The organism is Amycolatopsis sp. (assembly GCF_036008905.1).
Taxonomy (GTDB): Bacteria; Actinomycetota; Actinomycetes; order Mycobacteriales; family Pseudonocardiaceae; genus Amycolatopsis.
In genome coordinates, this window is the sequence record NZ_DASYMU010000181.1 from 1 (window position 1) to 22,239 (window position 22,239).

Below are 22,239 nucleotides of genomic sequence, written 5' to 3' on the forward strand. Positions count from 1 at the left end.
CGTTGGGGGCGTTGAGTGCCCCCAACGCCGCGTTGGGGGGACTGCGTAGCGGCGTAGCGGGGCGGAGCGGCGACGCGGTTAGGAGTCTTTGCCCGGCCTCACGAAGAGGCGCGTGGCGGAGATACGGGCGGTGCCGTCGGAGTCGGCCAGGCCGTCCAGCTGGTTCCGGATGGTCGCGTCCACCGAGAGGTACTTCCGCCCCGCCCGGAGGTCGGCGTCGTTGCGGAGCCGGATGATCAGCGGGAACTCGCTCAGGGCGCCGGCGTCGAACAGGCCGGTGGTGTAGATCAGCTGGACGCCCAGTGCGCTCGCGACGACTCGTTGCAGTTCCAGGAGGTAACCGGCGGAGGCGCGGCCGATGGGGTTGTCGAGGAACAGGACGCCGGAGTGCCGGTTCTTCATCCGCCCGCGGTTGTTGGACCGCAGCGCCGCCAGGGTGCAGTAGAGGATGATCGCGGCGGTCAGTTGCTGGCCGCCGGAGAACACGTCCCGGATCTGCGAAACGCGTTCCCGTTCGGTCCGCAGCACGGAGTCCGGTTTGAGCATGTCGACGCGGAAACCCTTGGGGACAGCGGCATGCACGCCGCGCAGGACCAGCGAGACGCCGTCGCGTTTGACGTCGCGGCCGTCGCTCGTCTTGCCGATCGCGGCTTCGTCGACGACACCGCCGAGTGCCTCGGCGAGGACGTCCTCTTCGGGTTCGGCGAAGCGGATGCGCAGGAACTCCTGGCCGGACCAGTCACCGAGGCCTTCGGGCAGCCGCGACAGGCGCTGTGCCGATCGCAGCATCCGCAGCGCGCCGTCGACCATGCCTTGCAGTCGCGACACGATGCCGGAGCGGTGCCGGTCGATCTGCGCGAGATCGTCGGTGAGCGTGCGCAACCGCGGCTTGAGCGCGACCGTCCACTCGGCCGCGTTGCCCGGCAGGCTGTCCCGCTTCACCGAGATGATCTGCTGCCGCACCGGGCTCGTGAGCTTCTCGTACCGTTTCTCGGTGGCGTACTGCGCCAGCGCGTCGGCGGCCGCGCGGACCCGTTTCTCCGACTGGTCGACGACGCCTTCCGACTCGGCGAGCGACGCGTTCAGCTTGTTGAAGCGGGCTTGCGCGCTCTCGACGTCGGCGTCGAAGACCCAGTCCGGTTCGCCGTCCGGCGCCAGGTGCGCCAGCGAGTCGGCCAGCAACCGGAACCCGGCGGCCGACGAGTTCGCCGACTCCAGCACGTGTTCGGCTTCCGAGCGCCAGGTCTGTGCCTCCTCCCATTTTCGCATCGCCGCGGTGGCCTCCTCGGCGGCGATGTCGATCAGTTCCTTGCCGTGCTCGATGTCCCGCGGCCGCCCGTAGTGCTCCAGCGACGCCGGCTGCTTCGGCAACTGCTCCAGCTCCGCGCGGCGGGTGGCCACGAGACCGATCGCTTCGCCCCGCTCGTTTTCCAGCGCCGCCACCGTGCGTCCGGCCCTGGCGTACGCGGCCGCGCGAGTTGCCGCGTCCGAGCCGTCGGGGGTCTCCAGCAGCTGCGCGGACTGCTCGCGCACGCCCGGGTCGAGCGCCTCCAACGCCGCCCTGGCCGCGGATTCCGCGCTCTCGGCCTGATCGAGCTCGGCCCGCAGATCGCTGCCGACCTCGACCTTCGCGTACGAGTCGCTCGCGACGGCGAACGCCTGACGCAGCGCGTCGATCGGTTCTTTCGGGAGCGGGTCGTCCTCGGAAACCGCGCCACCACCGGGAACTTCCGCCAGCTCGGCGCGTGCGCTGCTGACCGTCCGGCGGTGGCCGTCGGCCGTCCGCTGGAACTCCGCGACCTCTTCACGGAACCGTGCCGCCCGCGTCGCCGCCGCGGCGGCTTCCGCTTCGGCCTGGGTGACGATCTCCAGCGCGCGCTCCGCCGCATCCGTCCACTGTGGAATCTTGGCGGCGCGCCCGGCGAGTTCCACGAGCGCCCGCGAACGCTCGTCACCCGTCCGGACTTCGTTACGCAGTGCGGGAACCGCCTCGCGCAGCCGAGCCCGCTTGGCCGCCAGATCGGCGAGCACACGCTCAGCGGCGTCGACGGCGGACTCGGCCTCCGCCAGCTCGGTCGCGGCGACGTCGGCCTCCTCGGCCAGCGTGCCAATGGCCCCGGCCGGGTAGTCCTCACGCCAGGTGGCGAGCTTCCATTCCAGCGACGCGTCGTCACCAAGGGCGGTCGTCAGCGTTTCCAGCTGCTTCTGCCGCCGCGCGTTCCTCTCGGCGATGGCCTCGCGCTCGGCGTCGGCCGCGTCCTCGTCGTACATCGCCGGGTTCGGCGGGACTAGGAATTCAATACCGGAAGACACCCCGATTTGGGCGGATTCGTCCCGCACGGATTCCGTGGTACCCAAGGGCAGCACGACTCGCGGAAGCAGCTTCGCCTTCACCAGCGCGGCTTTCGCGCGCGGCAGCTGCTTGGCTTCGTTCACCAGCACACCACCGACCAGATGCGGCAGCTTGTCGAGTACCCGCTTGCGCTGCTTGGCATCCATTGTGGACAGATAACGCCAGCCGGACCAGGCCGTGATTCCCGCCTGCTCCAGCACTTCCAGCGCCGCCTGGACTTCCGGCGGCTCGGGCAGCAGACCGCCGTCGCCCAACGCACCCAGCGCGCGCTCGTCGACGGACTCCTCGATGCGCAACGCCGTCTGTTCGCGTTCGGCTTCCGCGCGGGCTTCGCGCAGTCGCTTCAGCAACGACGGCGTATCCGTCTCCAGCTGGACGTTGTCGCCGCCAAGCAGCTCCAGCAGACGCGGATGCGCGGCGAGGCTGTCCGTCCGGCGGTGCGCCCTGGTCAGTTCGAGTGCGGTCCGGTCCGCTTGCGCCAGCGCGCTCGACGCCCGCTGCTGCAACCGGTGCAGTTCCCCTTGCGCTTCAGCGTGTTCCTCAGCGGCGTGTTCGAGATCCGCTTCACGCGAAGCCAGTTCGGTGGTCGCGTTCTCGGCGCGGCTGCGGGCTTGCTGCGCGGCCGACGCCAACTCGCCGCCGTCGCTCAGCAGGCCATCACGCACGGCCTGCCGGATTTCGACCCGCAGCTCGTCGATCCGCGCTGTCAGCTGAGTGTGTTCGGCGCGATACTTCGCCGCCATGCCCGTGGCTTCGTCGCGCTCCTGCTGCGCGGCGGCGGCCTGTTCACGGACGGCCTCGACCCGCTGTTCAGCGTTCGTCGCCTGTTCGGCGGCTTCCGCGGCCAAGCCCAGCAAGCCCCTGGCGAGCGCGGACGCGGCGGCGTTTTTCGCTCGCAGCGCCGGTTTCGCCGTCTGCTCGCGCTCCCCCACCAGCTCGCGGATGTCGGCCGCCTTGCGGACGGCGTTGACATGCCCCAAAACCGTACCGGTCTCGCGCCAGGCCTCGGCCGTGGCCCGCGCCTCGGCGACATCGTCGTCCAGGCGCTGCTTGTCTTCCGTGGCCGCCGTCAGCCGCAGATCCGCGACGATCCTGCGCAGCTCGGTGACGACAGCGGCCAGCCGCCGGTGGTCACCTTCGGCGAGTTTCTCCGCGTCGCGTGTCTCGTCGACGTGGGCTTCCAGCCCGGCCAAGCGCTCGGATTCGAGGCTGTGCCGCGCGGTGATCGCACCCGCCAGCGCCTGCGCTTCGGCGCGCGACTTCGCCGCCAGCTTGCGCGACGCCGTCGCGAGGCCTTCCTCGTCCGCCAACGGTGTCAGCAGATCCAAAGCACCGGCCACGAAGTCGCGCTCGGCGAGCAAGTCGCCGCGCTGGCCCAGGTTGTGGGCGTAGGTCTGTACGACTTCGGCGAGATCCCGCGGGTCGTCCTCGGCCATGACCGCACGCAACAGGAACTCGACGAACGCTTCGTCGGTGTTGAACGCGAACGCGTCCGCCGCTTCACCTTCACCGGCGTTCATCGCGCGCTGGTAACGGAAAAGCTCGGTGTCGAGGCCCAGCGAATCGAGCCGTTCGGTCCACTCGTGGTGCCGCCGGGTCCAGAAAAGCTCCAGCTCCGGCTCGTCGTGCTGACCGGCGTCGAGCTTCTCCTGGAAGCCCGACATCGTCAGCAGGCGGCCGTCCACAGTGAGCGGCAGGTTGTCGAGATCGAGAGACGAGCTCGGCCGGAAACAGAACCACGAGTCGACGAGGTTCGCCGGATCGGACGAAGTGACGTGCCCGCGCCATTCCGACACCTTGCCGGTGATCAGCCGGGCACCGGTCTCCGAGTGCTGCCATTCGAGCACGACATGCGAAACATCCTTGGCGGAGACGAACTTCTCCAGCACGCGGGTGTTCGTGGTGCCGACCACCTGACGGCGTCCGGGCAGCATCACCGAGAAGATCAGTTTGATGAGAACCGACTTGCCGCCACCGTTCTCCAGGAACAGCACACTCGCCGGCGACGGCCGATGCGGCAGTCCCTGCTCCGCCGAATGGATCCCGGCGCTGAACAACGCGTCCTGGGTCGGCGCCTTGACCACTTCGCCGACACCGCTGAGGTCCAGCAGGACGTCCTGGTACCGCGCACCGGCCGGTCCGACCGAATGCAGGCGGACCCGCGCAAGCTCGTACAATTCCCCGCCCCTTTAAAGAGTGTCCGAAATGGACGGACGCAGCGTGCCCGCGCCGTCGCCGACCGAGACCACGTTCAAAGCCAGCAGCTCCTCGAACGCGCTGTCCGCGGCCAGCTCACGGACCTGCACCTGATATCGCGGCGTCGTCCGGTACGTGCCGCCCTGCTCCGCGTTCACCTGCACCAGGAACCCTTGCTCGGCAAGGAAACGCAGTGCCCGCGACACCATGCCCCGGGTGGTGTCCGAAGCCAGCCTGCCGTCCTTGGTCGCCGCCGCGGCCGGGCGTCGCGCGTAGGCCCGCCACGCCTGTTCGAGTTCGGGCGCGCCGGACAGTGGATCGTTGTTCTCCTCGGCCTTGGCCGCCCGCTCGTCGAGGATCCGGCACGCTTCCCGCACCACACCGTCGACCTGCTCGACACTCACGCGGCCGATGTAGGTGTCGTTGGCGAGATCGTCCGGACGCGGGTACCCGAGCGCGGCCGACGCGAGATGCACGAGCCCGTGCAGCACCTTCTCGGTGTCACGGCGTTCGCGGATCTTGCTCTGCCGGGCGTAACTGTCCATCTTGATCTCGAACACGGACTCGTCGGTGGCGGCCAGCACCGCGCCCGACTGCGTGCTGACGTCGAGCACCATGAGCCCGAGGCCCGACGCGACGGCGTTGGTCAGCTGTTTGAACGCGCTGTCCTCGCCGTAGCGGCGCACGAGCTCGGCGTAGACGACGTCCCGGCCCGGCAGCTGCTTGGGCCGCATGCCGAACGAGACCAAGCGCGCGGCGGCCTCGGCGTCCCCCGTGATACTCACAGTGTCTCCCTCATGAAGGCTCCCCCGATATCTCCAGTTCACTGCGGTCGATGAAGGCCGACGCGAGGAGCAGGTCCGCCCCACCGAACTCCACGTCGTCGAGCAGCGTGCCGTCGTCGATCGCGATCAGGGCCCGATCGTCGCCCTGCCGGACCGCGGCCGCCACTTCGGGGCTGTACGAGTGCAGCGCCCGCAGCGCGACCAGGCGGGCCAGCTGCGGGTCGATCTCGCGGGCCTCGGCCAGCAGCCCGGACAGCCGGCGCGGCACCTCCGGCAGGTCAAGCAGCTCGTCGGCGTGCCGCCACTGTTCGTCGCTGTAGTAGTCCAGTGTCTCCGGCGGCACGAGCTCCGGTTCGGGCACCTCCCCGACGAGCTTGTCGCGCTCGGGCGCGGGCCGCAGCAGGAGCGAGACCAGCGCGGACAGCGACGGCACGGCCGGGATCGTCAGGCCCGACGAGCCCTGGAAGAACCGCTCGACCGGCTTGACGGCGTCGGCGATCGGCAGTTCGAGGGTCGGCACGAGCAGCTGGCCGAACAGGTCGATGGTCGCGCGCTGCGGCGGGCCGGAGAACTGCTGGCGGTCCTGCTCGGCGCGGAAGGTGGCGCCGGCGGCCTGCAGCCGCGACTGGAGCTGCGTGTGCCGGCTGATGCAGTCGCCGACGATGTCGACGAGCTCGGCGGCGCGGCGTTTGCGGTCGACGTCCTCGGCCTCGTCGCGGGCGATGGTGATGTTCTTGAGGATGGCGTTCTCGGCGCGGAAGCGGGACTCGATATGAGAGAGCGCCGAGTCGAGCATCTCGGGCATCTCGGTGTCCCAGTCGACCGCGCGGACGTCCCGGCGGGTCGCGTCGAGCTTCGCGCGCAGCGTCTCGCCGTACTGGACGGTCCGGTAGCGGGCCTGCTCGGCGGCCAGTTTGGCGTCGGCGAGGCGGCCGCGGTTGATCAGGTTCTCGAGCTTGACCTCGGCGGCGATATGGGCCGACTCGACGTCGGTGTCGAGCGCGCCGACCAGCACGTTGATCGCTTCGTCGGTGGCGCGCAGATAGACCTCGCCGTCGGGGGCGGCCAGCTCGATGAGGAGCTTGAAGTCGAACGCCCGGCGCTGGTAGACGCCGTTCGCGTCGACATGGCCGTAGACGCGGCGGAACCCGCGGTCGGCGGTGCCGACGTTGATCAGGTTGTCGAGCACCCAGCGGCCGACGCGGACGTGCTCGTCGGCCTTGCGGCCGGGCGCCTGGGCCGCGATGAACGGCTGCAGCCTGCGGACGACCTCGTGATGGTCGGCGCCGGTGTCGAAGTCCATGGCGATGGCGACCTGGTCGATCGTGTGCAGCGCGATCTCGGCCATCTGATAGACCGTGGCCTCGGCCCAGTCCAGCTTCGCCTTGCGGGCGTCGAGGTCGTGCAGCGGCGCCGTGCAGGCAAGCGCCTTCAGCCGACGAGCCAGCCCCTCGTCGGCCAATCCCCCACCGATCAGCTCCGTGTCACGCACAGCTGGCCAGGCTAGTCGGTCGCCGGGCGCACGCATGGGTGACCGGCTACTTTCGAACTTATGCGTGAAACGAGCGGCGACGAGTGGTGGAAGTTCACGAGCACGGGTACAAGGACGATCAGAATTCGTCGTCGATGAACGGAGTCGGCGTGTTTTCGCGTTTGCGCAGCAGGTGTGCCACGCCCTCGGCGCCGTAGGGCTGCGTGCGATGTGGGCCGTTGGCCCGTCCTTCGGTGATGCCTACTCCCTGCTCGGCGAGGAGCAGATAGCCGGAGACGACCAGCACGAAGAACAGCACGACGCCCAGGATCGCGAGGACGGCGATCAGCCCGCCGGAAGCGCCTTCGTCCGGCAGGGAGCCCACATAGCCGACCAACCCGGCGCCGGCGATCACGCAGAGAACGAGCACGAGCAGCTCGCGCCGCTTGCGCGCGCGGGTGCGCTCGGCGCTCTGGATGCCCAAGCCGACGAGGTTCCCGCAGGTCGCGCAGCGCAGCCACCCAGTGCGTATGCCGGTCTCCGGCCGATCGAGCAGCGTCAGCTGGACGCGGTAATGGAAAGTGGTGGAAGTCATGCGACTGTCAACGCGCGTGGTGTGGAACAGCCGCACCCCGACCTGTCGTTCCACCCGCATGCCGGCGAGTGTATCGAGGAGGCCGGGGACCGGTCCCCGGCCTCCTCGAACGGCACCGTCGGCCGACGGGCAAGCCTTTCCGCCGTGACGTCTCGGACCGACGCGAGGAGTTACCCGTTTGTGATAAACAAAATAGGACGCGGCCTGTTGCCGCTCAATGGCTGAACGGTTGTTCCGCCACCTATCGCAGCGAATTCAGGGAACGGCTCAACAATGGCGCCCACCGCTCTCCCGGAGCGGTGGGCGGATAATTCCGATCCGTGCCGGCGCCGGTAACATACTTTCCGCGGCGCCGATGAGGTGGCTGATGACAGTGCCACCGCATGAAACGCCGTCCAGCGACTTCGTGACACCAGACGATCCGCCGCCACCAACGTTGCACAGTTCCCAGGCCGCGGCCGGTAAAATGACGGCCGCGTCCGCTATCCATGTCGCTGTGGAACAGTTCCGATTGCTGACCGGCAGGGAACCTGACGGTGTCACCGGCGTTCGGAAAACACCCGAAAAGAATTGGTCCGTACTGGTCGATGTGGTTGAGCTGGAAAGGATTCCGGCCACCACGAGCGTCATGGCCACCTATCGTGTCGACGTCGACAACGATGGCGAACTCCTCTCCTGTGAACGGCTTCGGCGCTTTACCCGAGGTACTACCGACATCTGACGATCAGGCAGGTGACTCCACTGTGGACAATGGGTCCAGTTCGCTGGCCGACGTACTTGAACGCGTGCTCGACAAGGGCGTGGTCATCGTGGGTGACATCGGCGTCAGCCTGGTTGACATCGAGCTGCTCACCCTGCGGATCCGCCTGTTCATCGCGTCCGCGCAGACCGCACGGGAAATGGGTATGGACTGGTGGACGAATGATCCTTTCTTCGCGCCACACGCGGCGGGACAGGACAACCGGATCGCCTCCGGGCAGCACCAGCGCAAAGAACTGGAGCAGCAGAACGCGGAGCTACGCGGCCGGATCGAGGAGCTTGAACGCGTACTGGGCGAGCGGGCGCCGGCGTTGGAAAAGGGAGCCCGGCCATGACCACCGGACTCTGCGCTTACGCGATCACCCGTGACCACTCGTTCGATGCCGGTGGTACGCCCGATCCGGACGTGCACCTGATCGCCCACGTGGGTCTCGGCCTCGTGGTGGCGGAGGTCGACCTGGCACCGTTCACCGAACTCGGCACGGAGGCTTCGCACTGGTCGGACGAGCCCGCCGAAGATGATCCGCTGGTCGTACTGGCACGCCGGCACGACGCCGTGGTGCGTGCGGTGTTCCGGGACCGGCCGGTGCTGCCGCTGCGCTTCGGCACGATCGTCCGCGACCGGGACGCGGCGGTACGACTGCTCGCCGACCGGCACGCGCCCGCGAGCGCCTGCCTCGATCGGGTCGAAGGACACCGGGAATGGAGCGTCCGGGCGCGACGCGTCGAAGCCACCGAGCCCGAGAACCTCCCGGCGGACGGTTTGTCCGGGACCGAGTACTTGGCGATGCGCCGTCAACGGCTGGCCAAGACTCTGGGAGCACGACGGCGAGGCGCGGAAGTGGCCGAGGCGCTGCACGAGGCGTTGTCGAAGCATGCCACCGAAAGCGCGCCCCGCGGGCGGAGAGCACCCGATCTGCTCATCGACGCGGCGTATCTGGTGCCCGAGGACCAAGAGAGTGTGTTCCACGCCGAAGCCGGACGGCTCGGTGAGGAACCCGGGGTGACCATGGTGGTCACCGGTCCGTGGCCGCCGTATTCGTTCACCCGGCTGGAGTTGCCCGCCAAGGCGGCGGCCGATGCCTGAAGAGTACGCGATCACGTCGGGCACCGACGGCCTTGTCGATCTGCTCGACCGGGTGGTTCACCGGGGCGCCGTGCTCAACGGCGACCTGATCATCTCATTGGCCGGCATCGACCTGATCCGGCTCGACCTCAGGCTGTTGCTCGTCGGGATCGACGGCGTGCTCACGTGAATCCCGCATCGGACAGACCGCTCAGGATTCCCGCCGATGTCGGCCGGGGATTGGGCCAAGTCGTGATCGCCGTGCTGGAAATAGTGCGCGACCTGCTGGAGAGGCAGGCACTACGCCGGGTCGACGCCGGATCACTTTCACCGGATCAGGTGGAGCGGCTCGGCCAGGCGCTGATCGCTTTGGACCGCCAGCTCGCCGAGATTCGTGACGCGCTGGCAGAGATCGGGCAAGACACCGAATCGGCACCGCGAACCGAAAGGAACCCACCACCGTGAGCAGCCCTGTCACCGGCGGCCTCGCCGAAGCACTGAACATCCTCCTGGACAAGGGACTCGTGATCGACGCGTCGGTCAGGGTCTCGGTGATCGGGATCGAGATCCTCGCCATCGAGATCAAGGTGGTGATCGCCAGCGTCGACACCTATGTCCGCTATCTGGAGGCGATGCTGCGACTGGAGGTGGCGCGCCGCGACGCGAACAACGGCACCACGCCACCCGCCGTGCCCGCCGGTCAAGGCCTCGCGGGTACCTACGGATTGCTGACCACCTCGGTGCCCGTCGCCGTCGCCCCCTCGCCGCAGCCCGTGCCCGCGATGGCCGCCCCGGCGCCCGCCACCGGCCCCGAGGAAAAGTGAGGCTGAACCTGCACGGTGTCGCCTGGGCCGGCCATCCGCCGCCCCACGAGGGCACGCCGCTCCGGCTCGTCGCCTGGCAGGACCTGGCGGTGATCGTCAGCGAACTGCCATCAGGGCATGTGCTGAACGAACAGGATGCCTTGGCGCACCTGGACATGCTGTGCGCGCTGGTCCGGAACGGCCCGGTGGTGCCCTTCCGGTTCGGGACCACCGCGGCCGATGCGAGCGACATCCGAACGGAGGTGCTCGCTCCCGGCGCGGCGAGACTGCGCGGACAGCTCGATCGGCTCGACGGGCTCGTCGAGGTCCATGTGTACCTGAGGTTCGAGGAGGACGCCGCGCTGCGCACGGTCTTCGAGGAAGGCACCGACCGGCGGCGATTCGTCGCCGGCCCCGACCTCGGCGGCCAGATCCGGGCCGGCGAGGAGATCGCGCGACGGCTGGTGACCTGGCGACGCGCTACTTCGGATGCCTTGCTCGCACCGGTGTCCGAAGTGGCGCGAAACGAGGTTCCCTTGGCCGAGCGGGAACACACCGAGGAACGCCGCGCGTTCCTGATACCCCACAGCGAACTCGAGACCGTGCGGACGGCCGTCGCCGAACTACCGCACAACCTCGGCGCCGAACTCGTGGGCCCGCTACCGGCGTACAGCTTCCTCACCGAATCCACCGGCACCGAAGCGAACCGGCATTCGGCACCCGCCTCCCGCTGGGGATGGTAGCCGCTGCCCGTTGGCACTTAAGGAAAATTCTTGACACGAAGCTCGGGTAAGTGGTGTGATCTGCTTCACAGATAGGTAACCTTCTTAACTAAACGTCTGAGGAGACCTCTGTGGCACCCCGATCCCCATGGCCGATAGTGCTGTCGTGCGCGGTGACGGCGGCATTAGCCGTCGCTGTCGCGCCGTCCGCACAAGCCGCGACCACCGAATACGAAGCAGAAGACGCCGCGATTTCCCAAGGCCTCGTCGAATCCAACTGGGCGGGCTTCACCGGCCGCGGCTTCGTCAACTATGACAACCTCATGGGCAGTTATGTGGAATGGACGGTGAATTCGGCCGCCGCGTCGGCTTCCGACCTCACGCTGCGATTCGCCCACGGCACCACGCAAAACCGCGCGATGGATATCTCGGTGAACGGGACATTGGTCTCCGACGACCTTTCCTTTCCCGGCACCGGCGCGTGGACGACGTGGCAGGACAAGACCGTCAGAGCGAATCTGGTCGCCGGCGCCAACAAGATCCGCGCGACCTCCACCACCGCGGACGGCGGTCCGAACGTCGACAAGCTGACGGTGTCGGCAGTCGATTCCCAGGCGCCACAACCCGCGACGAGCCTGCGCTCGACCGGCCACACCGCCACCAGCGTCTCGCTGGCGTGGAACGCGGCCACCGACAACGTCGGCGTCACGGGCTACGACGTCTACCAGCACGGCCAGCACATGAAGACCGTGGACGGGTCGACGCTGGCCACCACCGTCGACGGCCTCGCGTCGAACACCGAGTACGACTGGACCGTGCTGGCGAAGGACGCCGCCGGGAACGTCGCGCAGGCGAGTAACAACGTCATCGTCAAAACCGACGCCGCACCCCCGGACGCGCAGGCGCCGAGCACCCCGGGATCCCTTCGCTCGCCGGGGAAATCCGAAACGAGCGTCGACCTCGCCTGGACGGCGTCGACCGACAACGTCAAGGTCTCCGGCTACGACGTCTTCCGTGACGGTGTCCAAACCGGAACCGCGGACGGCACCGCCACTTCCACTACGGTCGCGGGGCTCGTAGTGAACAAGGAGTACGCCTTCAAGATCCGGGCGCGCGACGCCGCGGGCAACGTCTCCGCCTTCAGCAACGAAATCCGCGCGACCCCGGCCGCCGGCGGCGGCGCGGGCGTGCCGGATCCCGGTGCGGTAACGACGATCGCGAGCGGTGTCGACGTCGGCTGGGGTGTGGTGTTCCTGCCGGACGGCTCGTCGCTGTTCAGTGAGCGGAACACGTTCAACGTCCACCGGCTGACGGAAACCGGGCAGAAAACGTTGGCGGGCAAGATCTCCCAAGCCGTCGGCACCGGCGGCGAGGGCGGCCTGCTCGGCCTCGAAATCGGCCCGGACTTCGCCACCGACCACTGGCTGTACGCCTATCACACGGCGAGCGAGGGCAACCGCGTCATCCGGATCAAGTACGAAAACGGCGCGCTCGTGCAAAGCAGCTACCAGATCCTGATCCAGGGCATCGCGAAAAACCGTTACCACAACGGTGGCCGCCTGCGCTTCGGCCCGGACGGCAAGCTCTACGCCACCGCCGGTGACGCCCAGAACGGCGCCAACGCACAGAATTCCGGTTCACTCAACGGAAAGATCCTGCGCATCAACCCCGACGGCACCATCCCGTCGGACAACCCGTTCGGCAACGCCGTGTGGAGCATGGGCCACCGCAACCCGCAGGGCCTCGACTTCGACTCGAAGGGACGGTTGTGGGCGGCGGAATTCGGCGACAGCAGCCTCGACGAGGTCAATCTCATTACCAAGGGCGGCAACTTCGGGTGGCCCAATTGTGAGGGGAACCAAGGAAGTTGTGGCGGGTTTATCGCGCCTAAGAAGACTTGGTCGACGAGCCAGGCTTCGCCGAGTGGGCTGACGATCATCAACGATTACATTTTCGTGGCGACGACTGTCGGGCAGCGGGTTTACCGGTTGAAGATTGACGCCAGCAGCAACCTGGTGGATCAGAAGACGTACTTCCAGGGGAGCTACGACCGGCTGCGGACGGTCGAGGTGGACAAGCAGGGGGATATCTGGTTGACCACCTCGACGGACAAGGACGGTACGGACTTCAACGACCGGGTGCTGCATATCGACATCGTCTACTCGGGCTAACGGGGTCCGTTCACCACGGCTTGGTGAGTGCACAACGCTATGAACGGACCGTTCCTCCCAAGAATCGCGAGGAAAGGTCCGTTCATAGCGCCGGGCACCGGGTCACCAGCCGAAGAGGTTCTTCATGATCCGCCCGCATCGCTCGACCATCGCGTCGGCGTCCTCGTCCGGCTGGTTGATCCACCAGCTGATCAGCGAGTCCACCACCCCGGTCCACACCAGCGCGATCGCCTCGATGTCACGACCGTCGGTCAAGCCACGCGCGTTCATCAGCTGCGTGGCCCCGATCATCGCGAACTCGTCCAGCCGCTGCTGGTAATCGGCCGCCGCCCGGGCGATCTCCCCGGTCGAAGGCAGCGTCGTGTCCCGCAGCAGCCGCCACGCGTACCGGTCGTGGTCGAACGTCGAAAAGATCGCCCCCAGCACCGCCAGTGGCATCTGCTCGGGCGCGCCACCGGCGGCCATCGTCGAAGCGACGCCTTCGGTCAAGCGGTCACCGGCGCGGTGCAGGCACTTCAGGTAGAGCCCGTCTTTCGACCCGAAGTACTGGTACAGCAAGGGTTTCGTGACGCCCACGCGCCGGGCGATCTCGACCATGGAGGCGCCGCCGTAGCCGTGGCGGCCGAACTCCTCGGTGCCCGCGTCGACGATCTGCGCTTCCCGCTCTTCGCGGGGCATGCCTTTGGTGCCGACGGCCCTTGCCTCTGTCACCGCTCTATCTTACCCTAGGGTAAATGACCCAAGGGTAAGTTACTGAAAGGTCAGATCGTGGCTGAATTCCTGGCTCATCTGCGGGATCCGGTGCTGCTGGCGACACCGGTGTTCCTCCTGTTCGTCGCCGTCGAGGTGCTGGCCGTGCATGTACTGGGGCATGACGACAACGTGCTCGGGTACAGCGCGAAGGACACGCGCACCAGCATGTCGATGGGCACGGTGGCGCTGGTCGTCAACGGGTTCTTCCGGCTGGTGATGCTCTTCGTCTTCGCCGCGCTCTACGAGTCGACGCCGCTCAAGCTCGACCCGCGGGACTGGTGGACGTGGGTGCTGATGCTGCTCGGCCAGGAGCTGGTCTTCTACGCCTACCACCGGGCCAGTCACCGCGTCCGGCTGCTCTGGGCCGGGCACCAGGTCCACCATTCGAGTGAGCACTACAACTTCTCGACCGCGCTGCGGCAGAAGTGGACGCCGTACTTCCAGCTGCCGTTCTGGTCCGTGCTCGCGCTGGCCGGGATTCCGCCGTGGATGATCCTGACCGGGCTGTCGATCGACCTCGTCTACCAGTTCTTCGTGCACACCGAGAAGATCGGGAAACTGCCGCGCTGGTTCGAGTTCGTGTTCAACACCCCGTCACACCATCGGGTGCATCACGGGAGCGACACCGAGTATCTGGACGCGAACTACGGCGGAATCCTGATCATCTGCGACCGGATGTTCCGCAGTTTCGTCCCCGAAGCGCACCGGCCGACCTACGGGCTGACGAAGAACATCAACACGTACAACCTGTTCAAGGTCGGTTTCCACGAGTACGGCTCGATCCTCCGCGACGTCCGCCGAGCCGGGAAATGGCGTGAAAAGGCGGGGTACGTGTTCGGGCCGCCGGGGTGGCGGCCCGAACACGCCGTTACGCCGTCTCTTTCAGCTCGGCCGGCGGACGCACCGACGTGAGCGGAGGCCGCTGCGCGCAGGTCAAGTCGGTGAGGACCATCTCGCGCTCGACACCGTTGTCACCCTCGCCGCGCTGGAACTGCGCGAGCAGGGTCGCGGGCGGCGTCGCCGAAACGAGCCGTCCGTAGCGTTCCAGGCGGTCGAACATGGTGAGCATGATCTGCCCCGACATCCGCCCGAGCGCCTGCGTGGTCTGGTGCCGGTGCACGCGGCGCCCGAGGTCGACCTGCGCGAGCGCGTCGAGCCCATGCAGCTCGAGCAAGTCGATCAGGTGCCCGACCTCGACGCCGTAGTTCGCGACGAACGGGATGGCTTCGAGCACCTCACGCCGTCCGGCGTACTCACCGGCGAGCGGCTGCACGAACCCGGCCAGCTCCGGCCAGTACATGTTCAGCATCGGCCGGGCCACCAGTTCGGTGACGCGGCCGCCGCCGTCGGCCTCCGTGCTGGCGACACCGACCAGCGGACGGTGGTAGAAGCCCTTCACGTAGGCGACCGACGGGTCGGTCAACAGCGGGCCGAGCAGTCCCGTCACGTACTCGCTGGTGAAGTCGTAGAGGTCGCCGTCGACGAACACGACGATGTCGCCGGTCGTGGCGGCCACGCCCTTCCAGAGCGCTTCGCCCTTGCCCGCGAGTCCCCCGAGCTCGGGCATGACCGAGTCCTGGGCGACTACCGACGCCCCGGCTTCCATGGCGACCCGCGCGGTCGCGTCCTGCGACCGCGAATCGACCACGAGGATCTCGTCGACAAGCTGGTGTTCCTCGACCAGGTCACGGCGGATCGTGCGGATGATGTCCCCGACGGTCGCCTCTTCGTCACGCGCCGGGATGACCACGCTGACGCGGGTGCCACGCTTGGCTTCGACCAGTTCGGCGGCGGTCCAGTCGGCGGCTTTGCTGCTGCGCCTGGCGAGCCAGGTATCGACCTCCGAAGAAACCTTCAGTTGCGTGCGCTCACTGTTGGTCCTGTTCGTGCGCATGCGATCCCCTTCCCCTCGACGGGCCGTTTCTCCAAGATCGAGCGTCGGCCCGTCCCGTTTCCGTTCTACGCGCGTGCGTGAAACCGCTGCGTTACGAAAACGGGCGGGAAAAGCGGTCTTGTTAACTCAGGCCACCACCGGTGAGGATCCGCGCGAGTTGGGTACCCACCTCGGGTTTTGCCAGGTAAAAGGCCGCTTCGTGGGGTTTCGACCCGTTGTCCACGGTGTAACCGCTCTCCAAAACGCCGCCGGGGCCGGGAAACAAAGCGGTGAGATCCGGCCGCGCGGCGACGAGGTCGTCACGATCGGCGAGGTTGACCCACCGCGCGACCTGCGGCGGGACGCCCGGCGGCTGTGGGCGCGTGCGCTCGTAGACGACGTTGCGCAGGCCCAGCGGCGATCCGACGGTGATCAGCAGCGGCAGCGGCCGGTCCAGCCGGTGCGCGGCTTCGTAGGCCACCACCGAACCGAGCGAATGGCCGATGACGATCTCGGTTTCCGGCCCGATCAGCGCCGAAACCCGCTCCTGGACACGCTCGCGCACGGTTTCGTCGGTGAGGTACAGCGTCACCTGCCGCAACGCCTTGACGACGAGCCGCTCGGCGAAAGCGACTCCGAACCGCGCGAACGGGCGCAGCCGCACCAGCGCGTTGAGCACCGGCCGCACCGCCGCGCGCACACCCTGCTGCTCCCCCGCCTGTCCGTGGAGATTCTCCAGCTCACGCCGAGCCTGCGCCTGATCGGACTCGCGCGGAGCCGTCTCGGCGACCCTGGCCAGCCATTCCTCCGCCAGTGCCTCAGCGAAGAGCCAATCCGCTTCGGTGAGTTCGTCGGCCGCGCCCTGCTGATCCGGCCGGGTGAACACGTCGCCGTAGAAGGCCATCCGTGCCTCGGCCTCCCCCGGCCGCGCGCCACGCCAGAGGCTGTCGGCGAGTTCGGGATACCCGGCGGTGCGAACACCACCGGCCAGACTGGGCAACCACTCGGCTTCGAGTGTGTCGGCCGACTTCTGTTCCTGCGCGATGCCGTGCACCAAGACGATACGAGCCACGACGCACAGTATCGTGATCGACGTGGGAGAACGGCGGGCTCTGGTCATCGCGTCACAATGCGCGTCGCTGAACCTGTTGTCCTTTCTGCCGGAAGCGGCGAAGGACGTCGCCGAGGCCCTGCTCGACCCCGAAGTCGGCGGTTGCGTGCCGGCGCTCGCGGACGGCCGCCGCATGCTCGTCGACCCGACGATGGTCGAGCTGGACGACGCCGTCGCCGAAGCCTTCGAGCGGGCGTCGGAGGACGAAGCCACGCTGTTCATCGCGCTGGTCGGCCACGGCGACTACGCCGACGACGATTTCTACTTTCTTACCAAAGACACCACCGACCCGGTCAACAGCCGGAACTCGTTCCTCCTCGCGCAGCGGATCAAGGAACTGCTCGGCCGCTACTCGCTGCTCGACGGCCTGGTGATCCTGCTCGACACCTGCCACGCCGGGATCGCGGCCCAGCAGGCGGCCACGCGCTGGATCCGGATCGTCGGTGAAGCGGGCAAACGCTTCGAAGTGCTCACCGCCTCCGACGAACGCACCGCCGCCGACGGCTGTTTCAGCCGCTCGCTGGCCAAGATCCTGCGGGCGGGACGGCCGGAACTGGGCGAACGTGTCCGCTGCCCAGACCTCAAACGCGTGATCGGCGGCCTCTGCCCGACGCAGACAGCCGTGCACCTGTCGTTCGACGGCGTCCGCACGGTCGAGAAGGGCGACGAGGGCCTCTGGCTCGCGCTGAACAACTCCGACGTCTGGCGCCCGCTGCTCGGCCACCCGGCCGCGGCCGAGATCGAACGACTGAACAGCGGCTACCGGCCGACGCCGGAGCTCGGCAAGGTGGTCGGGCACCTGCTCACCGGCGCCCGCTACGTCCAGGTCCGCGGCATGCCCGGCTCCGGGGCGTCCTCTTTGGTCGCGGCGCTCGCGCGGCCCGCGGTCGCCGAACAGGTCATCCCGCCGAGATTCCTGCAGGCGGTGCTCTTCCTGAGTTCCGGCATGAGCTTCGAGCAGCTCGCGGACGAGCTGGCGTGGCAGCTGCGGCGCAACATCCCCGGCTTCGCGGAAGCCGAACAGAGCGACGACGAAGCCTTGGACGCCAGCGCGTTCGACCGGGCCGTGCTGCGACCGTTGCGCGCACTCGGCAAGCTGAGCCCGATCCGGATCGCCTTCGACGACGTGGACTCACTGGCGGAGCCCGACCGGTCTCGCCTGTTGGCCGCCACACAAGAAATGACGGCCGATCCCGAACTCGGCCAGGTCGCCGTCGTGGTCTCGTCGGGAACCTGGACCACGATCCCCGGCGCCACCGTGATCGCCCTTCCCTTCAGGGCCCATGAAATCGGCGGCCTGACGCGGGAACCCGACGATTCCAGACCGATCGTCGAGGGGGCAACGGCGCCCGAGGAAGCCGAGGAAGCCGACTGGGAATCGGACGCCGAACCCGAAGAAGTGGTCGAGGATTCCACCCGCGTCGTGCTGCGCCTGCTGCGCATCACCGCGAAGCGGGGCCTGGTGCCGATCGGGATCCTCGCCGCGGCGAGCCGCCGGGCAGGCGGTCCCGAGCGTCCGTCCACTGTGCGCGACGCGCTCGCGCGGCTGGGAAGGTTCGGGGTCGAACGCAGTAGTCCCGGTACCGACGCCGAGCAGGTCAAGCTGGCCGGCCTCCGCGCCGGGTTGCGTGGGTCCTCGGCGTGGCAAGGGTTTCTGGCGGACGCGACACGGGAGATGGCACCGGTGGAGGACAACGCGCGCAAGACACCCGAACAGGTTTACGCCAGGGCGTCCGAAGCCGAACACCTGTGGCTGGCCGGTCGGTACGAAGAAGCCGTTCTGAGCCTGGAAGATCGCCCATCCGAAATACCCGTCGAGAACCGCGAACGCTGGGCGAAGTGGTTGGCACGTGTGTCCGGCAAACGCGGAGCGACCGATCCACTCACGCTCAAGTGCCGGGCGAGGCTCGCGACCTGGACGGGGAAAGCCGGTGACCCGGCTTCCGCTCTCGCCCAGTTCTTGGACCTGCTGCCGACAGCGCAAGGGGGTCTGCGGGCGACGGACCGGGAACTGCTGATCATCCGGAACAACATCGCCTACCTGCTCATGGAACTCGGGCGGCACGAGGAGGCGAAGGTGGCGTTCCTGACCCTCGCGGCGGACTCCGCCGAAGCGGTCGGCGAAACCGATCGGGAGACGATCCACGCCCGCCATCTGTTCGCTGTCGCCACCGGGAAATGCGGGGACCGCGAAGAATCCCTTCGCCTGTCCCAGGAACTATTCCCCGTGGCCGAGCGGCTGTTCGGCATCGACGACGAGCTCGTGGTCAAGATCGGGACCAACATCGTGTTCTGGAGCGGGGAAATGGCGCACCCCCCCCCGAAGTTTTGGACCTCTACCGGCGAATCCGAGTCCAGCAGAGGCGGACGCTGAATGACCGCCATCCCGATGTGCTCGACCTTCGATTCTTCGGCGCGCTGCTGTACGCCAAAACCGGTCAGATCACCGAGGCACTGGCAGAGTGGACAGCGCAACTCCCGGACGCTGTCGAAGTGCTCGGCGAACGGCATGAGCAGGTCCGCAAGATCCGTGAGCAGCTTGACTTCTGGGGCCCACAGGAGTGACGGGTGAACGGCGCGCTGCGGATCGCGTTGCTCACCTATCGCGGCAATCCGCGCTGTGGTGGTCAGGGTGTCTACGTCCGGCACCTGAGCCGGGAGCTCGTCGAACTCGGTCACCACGTCGAGGTGTTCTCCGGCCCGCCGTACCCGGAGCTCGATCCAGGCGTACGGCTGACGGAAGTCCCCGGCCTCGACTTGTTCGCCGAGCCGAATCCCTTTCGCCGCCCGGATTTTCGGGAGCTTCGCCGGTTGCCGGACTGGGTCGAGTACCTCGTCATGCGCCGGGGAGGCTTTCCCGAGCCGCTGGCGTTCTCGCTGCGTGCCGCGTGGCGGCTGTTCCGCCGGCGCGGTGAGTTCGACGTGGTCCACGACAACCAGGGACTCGGTTACGGCCTGCTGGCGAGCCGGATCCCGACGCTGGCCACGGTCCACCACCCGATCGCCATCGACCGAGACCTGAGTCTGGCGGCCGGGAACGCGGGAGTCCAGCGCTGGTACGGGTTCCTGGGTATGCAGCACCGGGTGGCGCGGCGACTGCGCGCGGTCGTGACCGTCTCGGACGCTTCCCGAGTGGCTGTCGCCGAACACATGGGAGTCACGGCGGAGGTGGTCTCCTTGAGCGCGGACACCCGGGTTTTCCGGTCACGCAACGAAATCGCGAAGGTGCCCGGCCGGATAGTCACGACGGCCAGCGCCGACGAACCGTTGAAAGGGCTGGCTCATTTGCTGACGGCGTTGCCCAAACTCGGTCCGGTCGAACTCGTGGTCGTCGGCAAGCTGAAGGCCGGAGGCGAGACGGCCAAGCTGATCGCCCGGCTGGAAGCTCCGGTCCGCTTTGTCAGCGGAATAGCCGACGAAGAGCTCGCGGAACTCATAGCCGGTGCGGAAATCGCTTGTGTCCCTTCGCTTTTCGAGGGTTTCTCACTCCCGGCCATCGAGGCGATGGCTTGTGGGACACCGCTGGTCGTCACCTCAGGCGGTGCGCTACCCGAGGTGGTCGGGGACGCCGCGATCGTCGTCCCGCCCGGTGACCCGGACGCGCTCGCGACGGCCCTCAACCGACTGCTCGACGACCCCGGTCTGCGCAAGCGGCTCGCCGTCGCGGGGATCGCCCGAGCGGCGACGATGAGCTGGCGGCGTACGGCGGAGGAGACCGTCGGGCACTACCGGCGGCTGCTGGGGCAAGAGCAAGGAGCATTCGTTTGCTGACCGTCGACTTCGGCCGGTTTCCCACCGAAAGCGGAAACCGGGTGCTCGACCTGGGCTGCGGAGACGGACGGCACGCCTTTGAGGCCTATAAACGCGGCGCGGACGTCGTCGCCGTCGACCTCGACGACATCGCGCTCAAGCACGTGCACGACATGTTCCTCGGCATCGCCGAAGCCGGGGAAGCGCCCGCTGACGCCAGCGCGCTCGCACTCCGGGGTGACGCGTTCGCGTTGCCGTTCCCGGACAACAGCTTCGACCGGGTGATCGCGGCGGAGGTGTTCGAGCATCTCGGCGACGACCGGGCCGCGCTCTCCGAAGCGGCCCGTGTCCTCGAACCGGGCGGACTCCTGGCCGTCACGGTGCCCCGGTGGTGGCCGGAACGCGTCTGCTGGGCGCTTTCCACGGAATACCACGAAGTCGAAGGCGGGCACGTGCGGATCTACCGCCGCGGTGAACTGCTCGGCCGGTTGCGTGACGCGGGCCTGGAACCGATCGGGACGCATCACGCGCACGCGCTGCATTCGCCGTTCTGGTGGCTGAAATGCGCCGGCCTCGACGACGAGAACCTGCTCGTCCGCAAGTATCACGAGCTGCTCGTCTGGGAGATCATGCACGGGCAGAGCTGGGTCCGGCGGGCCGAGCAGGCGCTGAACCCGGTGCTGGGCAAGAGTTTCGTCGTCTACGCGCGCAAGCCGTGATGGACGTCGACGCGACGGCGGCCACCATCGCCGCCGCGCAGCGCCCGGACGGTGGCATTCCCTGGGAGGCGGGCGGCACGCTCGATCCATGGAACCACGGCGAAGCCGCGATGGGACTGGACGTCGCCGGGCTCCATGCCGAAGCCGAGGCAGCGTACCTCTGGCTCGCCGCGAACCAGAACGCCGACGGCTCCTGGTTCGCCGGATACACCGGCGGTGTCACCGATCGCGCCCGGGACAGCAACTTCAGCGCGTATGTGGCTGTCGGCGTGACCCACCACGGTCTCATCCGCGCCGACGAGCGTTTTCTGGAACGGCTTTTTCCGACTGTCGACCGCGCCATCGAATTCGTGTTGCGACTCAGGCGCCCCGGCGGAGAAATCGGCTGGCGGACAGGATCTTCCGAGGCCTTGCTGACCGGGTGTTGCAGCATTCACCACGCCCTGCGCCACGCGAGCGCCCTGGCGACCCGGCTGGGCCGGCCACGACCGCACTGGGACAGCGCCGCCGACCACCTGCGCGACGCCGTCGTCGGCCGCCCGCACCTGTTCACGCCCAAGCCGCACGCGATGGACTGGTACTACCCCGTGCTGGGCTCCGTGCTCACCGGTGAGGCCGCGGACGAGCGTCTTCGCACCGGATGGGACCGATTCGTCGAACCGGGCCTCGGCGTGCGGTGTGTGCACGACCAGCCGTGGGTGACCGGCGGTGAAACCGCGGAACTGGCGCTCACCCTGGCTGCCCGCGGCGACCGCGACCGCGCGGAGAAGCTGCTCGCCGATATCGAGCGGCTGCGCCACGACGACGGTTCTTATTGGACCGGTTATCAGTTCACAAACGATGTGCTTTGGCCTGAGGAGCGCACCACGTGGACCGCTGGTGCGCTCCTGCTCGCCCACGCGGCCCTCGACACAGAACCTGCCACCTTGGCCGTTTTTGGCGAACTCAGCGGGTTTGCCTTGCCGTAGCTTGGATGGGTGGTCTTTGGTCGGGTTTCCGGCGCGCTCACCTCGCCGAGGCCGGGACTTGTTGTTGCGTAGCGACTGTAACTCGCTTCGCAAGGAGGCCAGCAGATCCCCGCCTCCACGGAAAGTTCACTCGATGGGGGACAC

The 22,239-nt window shown here is 67.9% G+C and carries 21 protein-coding genes; 14 read left to right on the plus strand and 7 right to left on the minus strand.

The genetic code is table 11. From position 1 onward, the window contains the following. Window positions 1-78: 78 nt before the first annotated feature. From VGP60_RS30180 to VGP60_RS30195, 4 genes are all read right to left on the minus strand, one after another. Window positions 79-4,530, minus strand: coding sequence for a hypothetical protein (locus tag VGP60_RS30180; RefSeq protein WP_327551533.1), 4,452 nt, complete (start codon window positions 4,528-4,530; stop codon window positions 79-81). A 12-nt stretch (window positions 4,531-4,542) separates the two neighbouring features. Then, window positions 4,543-5,283: a hypothetical protein gene (locus VGP60_RS30185; RefSeq protein WP_414640425.1), complete on the minus strand. Its 741-nt coding sequence runs from the start codon at window positions 5,281-5,283 to the stop codon at window positions 4,543-4,545. A gap of 61 nt (window positions 5,284-5,344) precedes the next feature. Beyond that, complete coding sequence (locus VGP60_RS30190) at window positions 5,345-6,826, minus strand: hypothetical protein (RefSeq protein WP_327551535.1); 1,482 nt, start codon at window positions 6,824-6,826, stop codon at window positions 5,345-5,347. Between the two features lie 118 nt (window positions 6,827-6,944). After that, on the minus strand, window positions 6,945-7,460 hold the full coding sequence (locus VGP60_RS30195) for a hypothetical protein (RefSeq protein WP_327551536.1): 516 nt from the start codon (window positions 7,458-7,460) through the stop codon (window positions 6,945-6,947). Between the two features lie 307 nt (window positions 7,461-7,767). On the opposite strand from VGP60_RS30195, the gene VGP60_RS30200 reads away from it, so the two are divergent. The 8 genes from VGP60_RS30200 (at window position 7,768) to VGP60_RS30235 (ending at window position 12,921) form a co-directional block, all read left to right on the plus strand. Continuing rightward, window positions 7,768-8,121, plus strand: coding sequence for a gas vesicle protein (locus VGP60_RS30200; RefSeq protein ID WP_327551537.1), 354 nt, complete (start codon window positions 7,768-7,770; stop codon window positions 8,119-8,121). 22 nt (window positions 8,122-8,143) lie between these two features. Beyond that, window positions 8,144-8,494 (plus strand): gas vesicle protein, encoded by a 351-nt coding sequence (locus tag VGP60_RS30205; protein ID WP_327551538.1) that lies wholly within the window; start codon window positions 8,144-8,146, stop codon window positions 8,492-8,494. After that, on the plus strand, window positions 8,491-9,246 hold the full coding sequence (locus VGP60_RS30210) for a GvpL/GvpF family gas vesicle protein (RefSeq protein WP_327551539.1): 756 nt from the start codon (window positions 8,491-8,493) through the stop codon (window positions 9,244-9,246). Before VGP60_RS30205 ends, VGP60_RS30210 begins: the two co-directional genes overlap by 4 nt. Further along, window positions 9,239-9,415 (plus strand): gas vesicle protein GvpJ, encoded by a 177-nt coding sequence (gvpJ, locus tag VGP60_RS30215; protein ID WP_327551540.1) that lies wholly within the window; start codon window positions 9,239-9,241, stop codon window positions 9,413-9,415. The genes VGP60_RS30210 and gvpJ (VGP60_RS30215) overlap by 8 nt, the downstream gene beginning before the upstream one ends. Beyond that, window positions 9,412-9,690: a gas vesicle protein K gene (locus VGP60_RS30220; RefSeq protein ID WP_327551541.1), complete on the plus strand. Its 279-nt coding sequence runs from the start codon at window positions 9,412-9,414 to the stop codon at window positions 9,688-9,690. Before gvpJ (VGP60_RS30215) ends, VGP60_RS30220 begins: the two co-directional genes overlap by 4 nt. After that, complete coding sequence (gene gvpJ, locus VGP60_RS30225; protein ID WP_327551542.1) at window positions 9,687-10,049, plus strand: gas vesicle protein GvpJ; 363 nt, start codon at window positions 9,687-9,689, stop codon at window positions 10,047-10,049. The genes VGP60_RS30220 and gvpJ (VGP60_RS30225) overlap by 4 nt, the downstream gene beginning before the upstream one ends. Continuing rightward, window positions 10,046-10,771: a GvpL/GvpF family gas vesicle protein gene (locus VGP60_RS30230; RefSeq protein WP_327551543.1), complete on the plus strand. Its 726-nt coding sequence runs from the start codon at window positions 10,046-10,048 to the stop codon at window positions 10,769-10,771. Before gvpJ (VGP60_RS30225) ends, VGP60_RS30230 begins: the two co-directional genes overlap by 4 nt. A 110-nt stretch (window positions 10,772-10,881) precedes the next feature. After that, the gene (locus VGP60_RS30235; RefSeq protein WP_327551544.1) at window positions 10,882-12,921 is read left to right on the plus strand and encodes a PQQ-dependent sugar dehydrogenase; all 2,040 of its coding nucleotides are present in this window, start codon (window positions 10,882-10,884) and stop codon (window positions 12,919-12,921) included. A gap of 102 nt (window positions 12,922-13,023) precedes the next feature. Here VGP60_RS30235 and VGP60_RS30240 read toward each other — a convergent pair whose 3' ends face one another. Next, window positions 13,024-13,632 carry a TetR/AcrR family transcriptional regulator gene (locus tag VGP60_RS30240; RefSeq protein WP_327551545.1) on the minus strand — a complete coding sequence of 203 codons (609 nt, stop codon included), beginning with the start codon at window positions 13,630-13,632 and terminating at the stop codon, window positions 13,024-13,026. A gap of 57 nt (window positions 13,633-13,689) precedes the next feature. On the opposite strand from VGP60_RS30240, the gene VGP60_RS30245 reads away from it, so the two are divergent. Further along, a complete protein-coding gene (locus VGP60_RS30245; RefSeq protein WP_327551546.1) occupies window positions 13,690-14,586 on the plus strand; it encodes a sterol desaturase family protein in 897 nt (298 codons plus the stop codon). Here VGP60_RS30245 and VGP60_RS30250 read toward each other — a convergent pair. Next, on the minus strand, window positions 14,543-15,568 hold the full coding sequence (locus VGP60_RS30250; RefSeq protein ID WP_327551547.1) for a glucosyl-3-phosphoglycerate synthase: 1,026 nt from the start codon (window positions 15,566-15,568) through the stop codon (window positions 14,543-14,545). The two genes, VGP60_RS30245 and VGP60_RS30250, sit on opposite strands and share 44 nt — an antisense overlap. A 121-nt stretch (window positions 15,569-15,689) precedes the next feature. Next, window positions 15,690-16,619 (minus strand): hypothetical protein, encoded by a 930-nt coding sequence (locus VGP60_RS30255; RefSeq protein ID WP_327551548.1) that lies wholly within the window; start codon window positions 16,617-16,619, stop codon window positions 15,690-15,692. Window positions 16,620-16,641: 22 nt separating this feature from the next. On the opposite strand from VGP60_RS30255, the gene VGP60_RS30260 reads away from it, so the two are divergent. Genes VGP60_RS30260 through VGP60_RS30280 form a run of 5 tightly spaced genes read left to right on the plus strand, consistent with a single transcriptional unit; the run spans window position 16,642 to window position 22,095 of the window. Continuing rightward, window positions 16,642-19,032 (plus strand): caspase family protein, encoded by a 2,391-nt coding sequence (locus VGP60_RS30260; protein WP_327551549.1) that lies wholly within the window; start codon window positions 16,642-16,644, stop codon window positions 19,030-19,032. Window positions 19,033-19,049: 17 nt separating this feature from the next. Then, window positions 19,050-19,223, plus strand: a complete 174-nt coding sequence (locus VGP60_RS30265; protein WP_327551550.1) for a hypothetical protein — start codon at window positions 19,050-19,052, stop codon at window positions 19,221-19,223. Between the two features lie 3 nt (window positions 19,224-19,226). After that, window positions 19,227-20,429, plus strand: a complete 1,203-nt coding sequence (locus tag VGP60_RS30270; protein ID WP_327551551.1) for a glycosyltransferase family 4 protein — start codon at window positions 19,227-19,229, stop codon at window positions 20,427-20,429. Then, on the plus strand, window positions 20,423-21,127 hold the full coding sequence (locus VGP60_RS30275) for a class I SAM-dependent methyltransferase (protein WP_327551552.1): 705 nt from the start codon (window positions 20,423-20,425) through the stop codon (window positions 21,125-21,127). The genes VGP60_RS30270 and VGP60_RS30275 overlap by 7 nt, the downstream gene beginning before the upstream one ends. After that, window positions 21,127-22,095, plus strand: a complete 969-nt coding sequence (locus VGP60_RS30280; protein WP_414640426.1) for a prenyltransferase — start codon at window positions 21,127-21,129, stop codon at window positions 22,093-22,095. Before VGP60_RS30275 ends, VGP60_RS30280 begins: the two co-directional genes overlap by 1 nt. Window positions 22,096-22,239: the final 144 nt, after the last annotated feature.